The organism is Sphingomonas sp. ABOLH (genome assembly GCF_003951715.1).
GTDB lineage: Bacteria > Pseudomonadota > Alphaproteobacteria > Sphingomonadales > Sphingomonadaceae > Sphingomonas > Sphingomonas hankookensis_A.
In genome coordinates this window covers 137,118-148,438 of record NZ_QQWV01000001.1, presented here as the reverse complement: position 1 = coordinate 148,438, position 11,321 = coordinate 137,118, and the positions used below count along the sequence as shown (strand labels likewise).

At 69.6% G+C, this 11,321-nt stretch carries 9 protein-coding genes; all 9 read left to right on the top strand.

The genetic code is table 11. The annotated features are described in order from the left end of the window. Positions 1–115 precede the first annotated feature (115 nt). The 9 genes from CA237_RS00770 to CA237_RS00735 all read left to right on the top strand — a co-directional run bounded on the left by CA237_RS00770 (position 116) and on the right by CA237_RS00735 (position 11,319). A complete protein-coding gene (locus CA237_RS00770) occupies positions 116–1,039 on the top strand; it encodes a D-alanine--D-alanine ligase (RefSeq protein ID WP_084401242.1) in 924 nt (307 codons plus the stop codon). Beyond that, the gene (locus tag CA237_RS00765; protein ID WP_126012320.1) at positions 1,036–1,968 is read left to right on the top strand and encodes a cell division protein FtsQ/DivIB; all 933 of its coding nucleotides are present in this window, start codon (positions 1,036–1,038) and stop codon (positions 1,966–1,968) included. Before CA237_RS00770 ends, CA237_RS00765 begins: the two co-directional genes overlap by 4 nt. 14 nt (positions 1,969–1,982) lie before the next feature. Next, a complete protein-coding gene (gene ftsA / locus CA237_RS00760) occupies positions 1,983–3,242 on the top strand; it encodes a cell division protein FtsA (protein WP_066686999.1) in 1,260 nt (419 codons plus the stop codon). A gap of 110 nt (positions 3,243–3,352) precedes the next feature. Beyond that, complete coding sequence (gene ftsZ, locus CA237_RS00755) at positions 3,353–4,861, top strand: cell division protein FtsZ (protein ID WP_066687005.1); 1,509 nt, start codon at positions 3,353–3,355, stop codon at positions 4,859–4,861. A gap of 35 nt (positions 4,862–4,896) precedes the next feature. Then, positions 4,897–5,274, top strand: coding sequence for a hypothetical protein (locus CA237_RS00750; RefSeq protein ID WP_066687007.1), 378 nt, complete (start codon positions 4,897–4,899; stop codon positions 5,272–5,274). A 313-nt stretch (positions 5,275–5,587) separates the two neighbouring features. After that, the gene (locus CA237_RS19950) at positions 5,588–7,522 is read left to right on the top strand and encodes an SPOR domain-containing protein (protein WP_066687010.1); all 1,935 of its coding nucleotides are present in this window, start codon (positions 5,588–5,590) and stop codon (positions 7,520–7,522) included. Beyond that, positions 7,519–8,679: a deoxyguanosinetriphosphate triphosphohydrolase gene (locus CA237_RS00745; RefSeq protein WP_066687013.1), complete on the top strand. Its 1,161-nt coding sequence runs from the start codon at positions 7,519–7,521 to the stop codon at positions 8,677–8,679. The genes CA237_RS19950 and CA237_RS00745 overlap by 4 nt, the downstream gene beginning before the upstream one ends. A 72-nt stretch (positions 8,680–8,751) precedes the next feature. After that, positions 8,752–10,170 (top strand): DUF1800 domain-containing protein, encoded by a 1,419-nt coding sequence (locus tag CA237_RS00740; RefSeq protein WP_126012316.1) that lies wholly within the window; start codon positions 8,752–8,754, stop codon positions 10,168–10,170. 3 nt (positions 10,171–10,173) lie between these two features. Next, on the top strand, positions 10,174–11,319 hold the full coding sequence (locus CA237_RS00735; RefSeq protein ID WP_066687018.1) for a DUF1501 domain-containing protein: 1,146 nt from the start codon (positions 10,174–10,176) through the stop codon (positions 11,317–11,319). Positions 11,320–11,321 lie beyond the last annotated feature (2 nt).

The following is an 11,321-nucleotide window of genomic DNA, read 5'->3' as shown; positions in this document are numbered from 1 at the left end:
CGTCCGTCGAGAACGCCCGTGCCACAACCACCGCCTTCTCGACTTCGGGTCTCGACAGGCTCGACCCTGCGCTCGAAGCAAACGGAACTTGCAACATAACGAAGGAACCGACCGCGTGACCGACCCCCTCAACATCGTCGTCCTCATGGGCGGCTGGTCGTCGGAACGCGAAGTCTCGCTCATGTCCGGCGCCGGCGTCGCGACTGCGCTGGAGTCGCTCGGCCATAAGGTCACCCGCATCGACATGGACCGGAACATCGCTGCCCGCCTGACCGAAGCGAAGCCCGACCTCGTCTTCAACGCGCTCCATGGCTCACCCGGCGAGGACGGCACGGTGCAGGGCATGATGGACCTGATGGGGCTGCGCTACACTCATAGCGGCCTAGCGACCTCGGTCATCGCAATCGACAAGGTGCTGACCAAGCACGCGCTCGTGCCCGCGGGCGTCCCGATGCCCGGCGGGCGCATCGTCAGGACCGAGGAACTGTTCGAACGCGACCCGCTCCCACGCCCCTATGTCCTGAAGCCGGTGAGCGAAGGCTCCTCGGTCGGCGTCGCCATCGTCACCGACGACAGCAATTACGGCAATCCGATCGCGCAAGCCTCGAAGGGTCCGTGGCAGGAATTCGACGAACTCCTTGCCGAACCCTTCATCCGTGGCCGCGAACTGACCACCGCCGTGCTCGGCGACCGCGCGCTGGGCGTGACCGAACTGAAGCCCAAGAGCGGTTTCTACGATTACGACAGCAAGTACACCGACGGCCTGACCGAACATGTCTGCCCCGCCGACATTCCCGACGACATCGCGCAGGCGTGCATGGCCTATGCCGTCACTGCCCACCGCGTGCTGGGCTGCAAGGGCGCCTCGCGCACCGATTTCCGCTGGGACGACGAACGCGGCATCGACGGCCTCTTCGTGCTCGAAACCAATACCCAGCCGGGCATGACCCCGCTAAGCCTCGTCCCCGAACAGGCGCGCCATGTCGGCATGAGCTACGAAGCCCTTGTAGGCTGGATCGTGGAAGAGGCGATGCGATGACCCAGACCGGCAAGCGCGTCGTCCAGACCCGCACCGTCAAGCCCAAGCGCCGCGTGCAGGCCAAGCGCCCGGTGCGCGCCTCGGTCCTCGATCAGGCGGTCGCCGCGCTTCCCGGCGGGGCGGCGACGGCGCGTCGCATCGTCGGCTGGAGCCTCACCGCCGGCGCCGGCGCGATTGCCCTCGCGCTTGCCAACTGGTTCGGCCTGTTCGGCGCGATCGGCGTTGCCGCGGCAGAAGCGGTCGGTGCGGCGGGCTTTCGCGTCGAACAGATCGAGGTGACCGGCCTCAAGCGGATGGACGCGACCTCGGTTTATGCTGTCGCGCTCGACCAGCGCTCGCGGGCAATGCCGCTGGTCGATCTCGACGCCACGCGGCAGAAATTGCTCGATAATGGCTGGATCGCCGATGCCCGCGTCTCGCGCCGGCTGCCCGATACGCTGGTCGTCGATGTGGTCGAACGCGACCCCGCCGCCGTGTGGCAGAACAAGGGCCAACTGATGCTGATCGATGAGGGCGGCGTGCTCCTCGACGGCGTACAGCCCAACAAGATGCCGCGCCTGCCGCTGGTCATCGGCGACGGCGCCAATGCGCAGGAACCGGCCTATCGCAAGCTGATGGCCGCAGCACCCGCCCTCAAGCCCGTCGTGAAGGCGGCGGTGTGGGTCGGCAATCGCCGCTGGGACATTCTTTTCCAGACCGGCGAGCGGCTGGTCCTGCCCGAAGGCGACAAGGAATCGGCCCGCGCGCTGGTGAAGTTCGCGCAACTCGACGGGACGCTCGGCCTGCTGGGCAAGGGCTATGACCGGTTCGACCTGCGCGACCCGACCAAGCTGGTCGTGCGGATGAAGCATGCGACACCGGATAACGGTGACGACGGCACTGAACAGGGCAATGCCGCGTCGATCGCGAAACCGGTCGAAGGCGACTGACAGGGGGCAGGACCATGGCGAAGGTAGCACCGGAAGGGATCATCACCGCGCTCGACATCGGCACGTCGAAGGTGTCCGCGCTGATCGCGAAGCCGGGTGAGGGCGGCGAACTGACCGTGCTCGGCACCGGCCAGCGCGAAAGCCGTGGCGTCAAGCGCGGCTATATCGCCGATATGAAGGCGACCGAGACGGCGGTCCGCGAAGCGGTCGAACAGGCCGAACGTATCGCCGGCTTCAATATCGAGGATGTGTGGGTCAGCTTCTCGGCCGGCGGCCTCGTGTCCGATATCGTCAAATTGGAAGTGGACCTCGGTGGCCACCGCGTCGAACAGTCGGATATCGACGCGCTGTTGAAGGCCGGTCGCAACGCGATCGATCCGGGCCAGCGCATGGTGCTGCATGCCCAGCCGATGCGCTATACGCTCGATGGCCTTGGCGGGGTGAAGGAGCCGAAGGGGCTGCACGCCGACCGGCTGGGCGTCGAGATCCATGTCGTCGCCACCGAAGGATCGCCGGTCCGCAACCTCGACCTGTGCGTCCGCTCGGCGCATCTCGAAACCAAGTCGATCGTCGCGGCGCCGGTCGCAACCGGGCTGGCCTGCCTGTCCGAAGAGGAGCGTGAACTGGGCGTCGCGCTGGTCGAAATCGGCGCGGGCATCACCAACGTCTCGGTGTTCGCCAACGGCGTCCTGACCGGCCTCGCCTCGATCGCGATGGGCGCCAGCGACATCACCGACGACGTCGCCTCCGCCTTCGGCACCAACCGGGCGCAGGCCGAACGGCTGAAATGCTTCTACGGTTCGGCCAACATGTCCCCGCGCGACAATCACGACATGATCGACGTCGCACCCGTGCGCGCCGACGAGGATGCGGAGGGCACGCGCATCACCCGCGCACAGCTCATCACCACGATCCGCCAGCGGCTGGAACGGCTGGTCGCCGAAATCTCGAAGGAACTGCGCCGCCTGAACTTCGACGATCCGGTCGGGCGACAGGTCGTACTGACCGGCGGCGGGGCGGAGCTGAAGGGCATCGCCGATTATGCGCAACAGGCGCTGGGTCGCCCGGTCCGGGTCGGCCGTGCGCGGGGCCTCGCCGCGCTGCCCGATGCGCATTCGGGCCCCGGATTCGCGACGCTCGCCGGCCTCGCCATGTTCGCCGCGTCGAACCCGGTCGACCTGCGCGCGTTGCAGCCGACCCAGCAAATGGTGTCGCGCCCCAGTACGGGGGCGCTGTTCCAGCGTCTGTTGACCGCATTCCGCGCCAACTATTGACGATTTATTACCATCAGGCCGGGTGGAGGGGCTAGGATCGTCCTTCGGCTTGATGCACAACCGCCTATCGAATTACGCGCCCGGTGCCGGCCGGGACAGGGAGACCGAGTATGAGCATCGAATTTCTGGCACCCGACGTCGACGAACTGACCCCGCGCATCACCGTGATCGGCGTCGGCGGGGCCGGCGGCAACGCGATCGCGAACATGATCCGTGCCGAGGTGCAGGGGGTCGAGTTCCTCGTCGCCAACACCGACGCGCAGGCGCTGAAGCAGTCGGAAGCGCCGCAGCGTATTCAGCTGGGTGCGAAGATCACGCAAGGGCTGGGCGCCGGCAGCCGTCCCGAAATCGGACGTGCGGCGGCCGAGGAAACGATCGAGCAGGTGCAGAAGTCGCTTGAGGGCGCGCACATGTGCTTCATCGCCGCCGGCATGGGCGGCGGCACCGGCACCGGCGCCGCTCCCGTGATCGCCAAGGCCGCGCGCGAGATGGGCATCCTGACCGTCGGCGTCGTGACCCGTCCCTTCGCATTCGAGGGCAAGCGCCGCGCGAAGTCGGCCGAGGCCGGCATCGAGGAACTTCAGAAGTACGTCGACACGCTGATCGTCATCCCGAACCAGAACCTGTTCTTGATCGCGAACGCCAACACGACCTTCAAGCAAGCCTTTGAAATGGCGGACGAAGTGTTGCAGCAGGGCGTGCGCGGCATCACCGACCTGATGGTCATGCCCGGCCTGATCAACCTCGACTTCGCCGACGTGCGGTCGGTGATGCAGGAAATGGGCAAGGCGATGATGGGCACCGGCGAGGCCGAAGGTGACAACCGCGCGATCGAGGCGGCGCAGCAGGCGATCGCCAACCCGCTGCTCGACGGCGTGTCGCTGAACGGTGCCAAGGGCGTGATCGTGTCGATCACCGGCGGCGACGACATGCGCCTGCTCGAAGTCGACGAAGCCGCGAACCACATCCGCGAACTGGTCGACGACGACGCCAACATCATCTGGGGTTCGGCGTTCAACACCGAACTGGAAGGCAAGATCCGCGTCTCGGTCGTCGCGACCGGCATCGAGGACGAAGCCCCGTCACAGGCCCAGCCGGCTCCGGCCCAGGCCGAACCGACCCGCGCCTTCTCGTTCAACGCGCCGCGCCGGCCGGCCGCGCCGACCGCTCACGCCGCCGCCCCGGTCGCGCCGAGCGGTGCCGCCGCCGAACATCTGGAAGAAGCGCCGGCGCCTGCGCCGATGGATCGTTTCCCGCAGGGCATCAGCCAGCCGTCGGTGTCGGAACGCGTCGTGCCGCACTCGGCCTATGACACGCCCGCCACGGCGGCGCAGGACGAGGACGAACTGGTGCTGGGCGCCGAACAGGCCGCAGCCCCGATGCCCGCGCCGACCCCGGCGAGCGACTTCGGTACCTCGTCGAACGACGGCCGCCGCCGCTGGCTGACCCCGGACGCTCCGGCCGAAGCCCCACGCGAGGAAGCGGCCCCGGCGCGCAAGCCCGGCGGCACGCTGTTCGAACGCATGGCCAATGCCGGCCGCGCACCCGCCCGCGGCACCGACGATGCCAAGGAACCGCTGGACATCCCGCGCTTCCTGCACCGCCAGAACAACCAGTAACACTTTCGGCGATGCCGCCACGTGCAACGTTCCACGTGGCGGCTCGCTTCGCGCTGGCCGTTCAGATAGTCGGCTTCTCGGCTGGAGCCTTCAACCACGCTCGCGATTTCCTGACCCGCGGTTGGCGTCCGTATCGCTGGGCGCCGATGCCGGCGTTCGAAATTTACTGGTCGGCGCTGCTGTTCCTCGACCTTGCCGTGGTCGTGCTATTGTCCACCGGACGCATACGCCCGGGCCTGCTCCTCGCCGTCGCGATCATGGTCAGCGACGTGGCCATCAATATCGCCGCGACCCGGATGGCGGGTGCTGCCGGCTTCGGTTCAGCGCTGCTCTGGCAGTCGGTATTCCTTGGGTTCGTCGTCGGATCGGTCGGGCTTCTCTGGATCGCAGCGCGACCTGTCGTCGATCACTGACGGCGTCACCGGTCGTTCGCTGAGCGAACCATTTCCTACAGTGCCTGACCGTGCCATAGTGCGGCTCGACGCTTCTTGACTTCGCTGCCGCCTGTATTGGCCTGACCCTGCCGCGCATTCGGTCGCTCGAGCGAATGTAACAAATGATGCCGTAACGCCCCGGCATGGACGACGCGCAAAACGCGCACGAGTGTGAACTTAGTGAACTTTGGACCCGGCCGGCTCGCTTCATCGTCACCACCACTCACTTCGTCGCCGCGACGACACCTGAACATTCCCCGTTCAGCCGCTACATGGTTAAGCGGACCGGCCCATGACCCAGTTCAACCCGCTCCGCGTCGCGCTTCTGCTCGCCACCGCCGCGCCTCTGCCCGTGCTGGCGCAGCCCGGTGCGATCGTCCAGCCGCTGACCCCCAATGCCGACCGGCTGTCGGAACAGATGCGCATCCTCGGTCGCAGCCCGAACGACGTCTCGGCGCTGATCGAGGCGGGGCGGCTATCGGGCAAACTGGGCGATACCGACGCGGCGATGCAGTTCCTTGCGCGTGCCGAAAAGGTCGCGCCCAACGACCCCCGCATCCGCGCCGCGCGCGGCATTTCGCTGGTGGCGATGGAGCGTCCGGGCGAGGCGCTGGCGATGTTCGCCTCCGCCGAGCGGGCCGGAGTGTCGATGACGCCCTACCTCGCCGAGCGCGGTCTGGCCTATGACCTGCTCGGTCGCGGTTCGCTCGCGCAGGCCGACTATCGACAGGCGTTGCGGGCCGGCGAGGACGATGAACTCACCCGCCGCCTTGCCCTGTCGCTCGGCATCGACGGCAACCTCGCCGAATCGACCGCGGTGCTGAACCCGCTGCTGCAAAAGGGCGACCGTGCCGCCTGGCGGGTGCGGGCCTTCGTCCTCGCCATGTCGGGCGATGCGGCCGGCGCGGACAAGATCACCGCCAGCATGCTGCCGGGCTTCTCGGCCAGCCTCTCGCCCTTCTTCCGCCGCCTGCCACAGCTGGCCGGCGCGGACCGGGCGTTCGCCGTCCATTACGGTCGTCTCGCGCCCAGCCCGGAACGGCTGGCCGACGCCCGGCTAGCCCCGCCGCTGCCCGCGCCGGTCCGAACCGCGCCGGTCGCGCTCGCGTCCGCTACCCCCGCAGCGCCGGTCGCCACGACGGCGCGCACCGTCACGCGCGCGCCTACCATGGCCGAACGCCGGGCCGAGCGGCAGCGGCAGGCACAGGCGGCGCAACAGGCCCAGGCCGATGCCGCCCGCCGCGCCGCCGACGTCCAGGCGCAACAGCTCGCCCAGGCCCGTGCCGACGAAGCCGCCCGCCGCGCTGCGCTGGCCCAGCGGCAGCAGGTCGCCGCGCAACAGGCCGAACAGGCGCGCATCGCCGAAGCGACCCGGGTCGAGGCACAGCGCGTCGCCGCACGTCAGGCTGAGGAACGCCGCCTCGCTGCCGAAGCGCTCGCTGCCCGCGACCGCGCCGAACAGGCTGCCCGTCCGCCGGTCCAGGTCGCATCCGCCCCGGTTCCGGTGACCATCGTCGATCGCCCGGCGGAACCCGCCCCGACACCGCCCGCCGCCGCTCCGGTGGAAGTCGCCAGCGTTGCCCCGCCGGCCGCAGCCCCCGCCGTCTCCAGCGCCGCCGCTACGGTCGCGGCTCGCACGCCGTCGAACGACGACGTGCTCGCCCGCATCATCCGCAACCTCGATATCCCGGCGTCCGAACTGGGCGTCGGCCCGCCGCCGGCGCCGGTCGCGGCTCCGGCCAGCAGCGCCGCCCTAGCCGCCGACGCGGAGACCGCGCGCCGTGCCGCCGAGGCGCGTGAAGCCACCGCCCGCGCCGCCGAAGCCGCCGAGGCGAAGAAGCTCGCCGCCGCGCGTGCCGCCACCGCCAAGAAGGCAGCCGAAGCCAAGCGGATCGCCGATGAGAAGAAGGCCGCCGCCGCCGAAGCCGCGCGCGAGGCGCAGGCCAAGCGCGCCGATCCCGAACGCCACTGGGTACAGGTCGCCGGTGGCGCCAATGTCGCCGGCCTGCCCGCCGCATGGGGCATCATGGCCGGCAAGGCGCCGGCGCTGAAGGGTCGGCAGGCATGGACCACGCCGCTGCGCGCCACCAACCGCCTTCTGACCGGGCCGTTCAAGAGCGATGCGGAGGCGCAGGACTTCGTCAACACGCTGCGCAAATCGGGGGTGCAGGCCTTCACCTTCACCAGCGAGGCGGGGCAGAAGGTCGCGCGGGTCCCGGTCAAGTGAGGGCATCCTATGCCGCCGACCCGCAGGCGCATGGCGGGCGGCTCCACCCCGAACCGGGCGATGCGACTCGCGGCCCGCGCGACGCGTTCCAGCGCGACCGCGACCGGATTATCCATTCGATCAGCTTCCGGCGTCTCCGCCACAAGACGCAGGTGTTCATGGCGCCCGATGGCGACCATTTCCGCGTCCGGCTGACCCACAGCCTTGAGGTCGCGCAGATCGGCCGTGCCGTCGCCCGCACGCTCGGCCTGAACGAGGATCTGACCGAGGCCTTGTGCCTCGCCCACGATATCGGCCACCCACCGTTCGGCCATGCCGGGGAGGACGCGCTGGAGGCGGCGATGGCGACCCATGGCGGTTTCGACCATAATGGTCAGACGTTGCGCACGCTGACCTGGCTCGACAGCCCCTATCCGCGCTGGCGGGGGCTGAACCTGACCTGGGACACGCTGGAGGGGCTGGCGAAGCATAACGGCCCGATCCCGACCCCCGGCTGGGCGTTGGCCGAAGCCGACGCGGCACACGGCCTGCGCCTGAACGAATGGCCGTCGCTGGAGGCGCAGATCGCGGCGATCGCCGACGATATCGCCTATGACAATCACGACATCGACGATGGTCTCCGCGCCGGGCTGCTGACGCTCGACCAGTTGTTGGAGGTGCCGTTCGTCGCTGCCGGATGGGATGCCGTCCGCGCCCGCTTTCCGGACGTGCCAGCGGCGCGGCTGGTCGGTGAACTCACCCGCTCGCAGATCGGATCGATGGTCAACGACCTTATCGCCGAGACGAAGCGTCGCGTGGGCGTCGCGGGCGTCGAAACCGTCGCCGACGTCCGCGCGGCGGGCCAGTGCCTCGCCCATTTCTCGCCCGAGATGGCGGAAGCCGAGCGGACGCTGAAGCGCTTCATGTACGCCAATCTCTACCACCACCCGCGTCAGCTGGCGGCGGCGGCGATGGCGGAAACGGTCGTTGCCGGCCTGTTCGCGGCCTATCATGCCGATCCGTCGGCGATGCACGATGGCTGGCGCGAGACGCTGCCGGAGGCGGAGCCGGAGCGCAGTCGCCACATCGCCGACTATATCGCCGGCATGACCGACCGGTTCGCGGTGCGCAGCTATCGGCAGGTCGTCGGCCCGATCGACCTGCCCGACGGATTCTGACGCCGCTGGCATAACTCTGCGACAAGTCGGGCGCTGACTGGTGCCTCGAGATGGGCAGCGGAGTCGTGGGCGATGGCGCTTGCGGAGATTGCATGGAACCGGTTCGGGCTGGGCGCGCGCGGCGATGCGGTGCCGCCGGCCGATCCGAGACGCTGGCTGGTCGACCAGTTCGATCGCTGGAACCCGCGCCCGCCCGCGCTGGGCGGCATCGCGACGAGCGGCGTGGCGGGGCAGGCGGTCGCGCAGGCCCGCAGCGAACTGCGCATGGTCCGGCAGGAACGCCGGGCGGCCATGACCGACGCCGCCGCCATGCCGATGGCGGCCGACCCGCCCGACAATTGCGCGGCGCAGATCCGGCGCGGCGTCCGCCAATTCTACCTCGATGGCGTTGCCGCCCGGACCGCGGCTGCGGTGGCCAGCGACACGCCCTTCGTCGAACGCCTCACCCATTTCTGGTCGAACCATTTCGCGGTATCGGCGGACAAGCTGGAGGTGACCGGCCTTGCCGCCGCCTTCGAATTCGACGCGATCCGCCCGCATGTCCTGGGGCGTTTCCACGACCTGCTGCTGGCGGTCGAGCATCATCCGGCGATGCTGCTATACCTTGATCAGGCGCAGTCGGTCGGTCCCGACAGCCCGTTCGGCCAGCGGCGGATGGGCGGCCGCGCCGGGCTGAACGAAAATCTGGCGCGCGAGATACTGGAGCTGCACACGCTGGGCGTCCGGACCGGCTATGCGCAGGCCGACGTCACCGAACTGGCGCGTGCGCTCACCGGCTGGACCGTGGCCGGGCTGGGACGGGGCGGGCCGCGGATCGTGCCGCGCCAGCCGGGCGAGGCGGTGTTCGCCCCGGCGCTGCACCAGCCGGGCGGGCGTCAGATTCTCGGCAAGCGCTATGCCGAAGGCGGGGCAGGGCAGTCGGCCGCGGTGCTCGCCGATTTGGCGGTCCATCCCGCGACCGCGAAGCACATCGCGACGAAACTGGTCCGCCACTTCATTGCCGACGATCCGCCGCCTGCCGCCGTCGCGCGGGTCGAACAGGCATTCCTGTCGTCGCGTGGTGACCTGCCGACCGTCTACCGCGCGCTGGTCGCCGCCCCTGAAGGTTGGACGACGGCCCCGGCCAAGTTCCGTACCCCATGGGAATGGACCGTCGCCACCCTCCGCGCCATCGATGCGCCCGCTACGGAAGGACGGGGGCTGGTCAATCTCTTCGCGCAACTCGGCCAGCCGATCTGGCGGCCGGGGCAGCCGATCGGGTTCGACGACATCGCCGCCAGCTGGGCCGGACCGGACGCGCTGATGCGCCGGGTCGAGGCGGCGGAACGTCTCGTCGGCCGCTTGCGCGAACCGCCCGATCCGCGCGCACTGGCGACGCGGCTGTTTCCCGACAGTCTCGCATCCGCAACTGCCGCCGCCATCGCTCGCGCCGAAAGCCCGGCACAGGGCCTCGCGCTGTTGTTCGTCGCGCCCCAGTTCCTGCGGAGATAAGCCATGACCGACCGGCGAACCTTCCTGATCGGCGGCGTGGGCGTCCTGTCCACCGCCTTCGCCCCGCGCCTCGCCTATGCCCGCGCCGCCACCGACCGGCGCTTCGTGTTCATCATCCAGCGCGGCGCTGCGGATGGCCTCGCGATGCTGATGCCGACCGGCGATCCCGGCTTCGCACCGTTGCGCGGCGCCTGGGCGGAGGACGCGACGGCGGCGCGCAAGCTGGACGCGATGTTCGCGCTGCATCCGGCGCTGTCGGGCATGGCCGGACTGTACGATGGCGGGGAGGCGCTGTTCGCCCATGCCGTCGCCTCACCCTATCGCGACCGGTCGCATTTCGACGGGCAGAACGTGCTGGAGACCGGCGGCGCGGAGGCCTATGCGGTGCGCGACGGGTGGCTCAATCGGCTGCTGACGCTGCTGCCCCGCGACACCGCACGCGCGATCGCCGTCGCCGCCACGGTGCCGTTGGCGCTGCGGGGCACGCAGGAAGTCGCATCTTACGCCCCGTCGGCACTCCCGGACGCGTCGGGCGACCTGCTGGGGCGGGTGACGCAACTCTATGCCGAAGATCCGCAGCTCCACGGCCTATGGGCGCAAGCCATGCAGACCCGGCAACTGGCGCAGGAGGCGGGCGGCGAGGCCGGTCGCAATGCCGCCGCGACCGGAGCGCTGGCGGCCCGACTGCTCGCCCCGGCGGATGGCGCGCGGATCGCGATGATCGAGACCGGCGGCTGGGATACCCATGCCGGGCAGCGCGGCCGGCTGAACACGCAACTGAAGGCGCTGGATGCGATGGTGGGCGCACTCAAGACCGGTCTAGGCTCCGCCTGGAACCAGACGCTGGTGCTGGTCGCGACCGAATTCGGCCGTACCGCGCGGATCAACGGCACCGGCGGCACCGATCACGGCACTGCCACCGCGACGATGCTGCTGGGCGGCACGGTGATCGGCAAGCGTGTCGTCGCCGATTGGCCGGGTCTGACCAAGCTGTACGAGGATCGCGACCTGACCCCGACCACCGATCTCGACGCGCTGATCGCCGGCGCGGTCGCCGGGCATTTCGGTATCGATCCGGCGCGGACCATGGCCACCCTGTTTCCCGGCAGCACGGGCCGGCGTCCGGTTGCGGGACTGATCCGGGCGTGATC

Bases quoted from the DNA above. Each gene is read 5' to 3' on its own strand.
- CA237_RS00765 (WP_126012320.1), top strand. From the start codon at position 1,036: ATGACCCAGACCGGCAAGCGCGTCGTCCAGACCCGCACCGTCAAGCCC.
- ftsA (WP_066686999.1), top strand. From the start codon at position 1,983: ATGGCGAAGGTAGCACCGGAAGGGATCATCACCGCGCTCGACATCGGC.
- ftsZ (WP_066687005.1), top strand. From the start codon at position 3,353: ATGAGCATCGAATTTCTGGCACCCGACGTCGACGAACTGACCCCGCGC.
- CA237_RS19950 (WP_066687010.1), top strand. From the start codon at position 5,588: ATGACCCAGTTCAACCCGCTCCGCGTCGCGCTTCTGCTCGCCACCGCC.
- CA237_RS00740 (WP_126012316.1), top strand. From the start codon at position 8,752: ATGGCGCTTGCGGAGATTGCATGGAACCGGTTCGGGCTGGGCGCGCGC.
- CA237_RS00735 (WP_066687018.1), top strand. From the start codon at position 10,174: ATGACCGACCGGCGAACCTTCCTGATCGGCGGCGTGGGCGTCCTGTCC.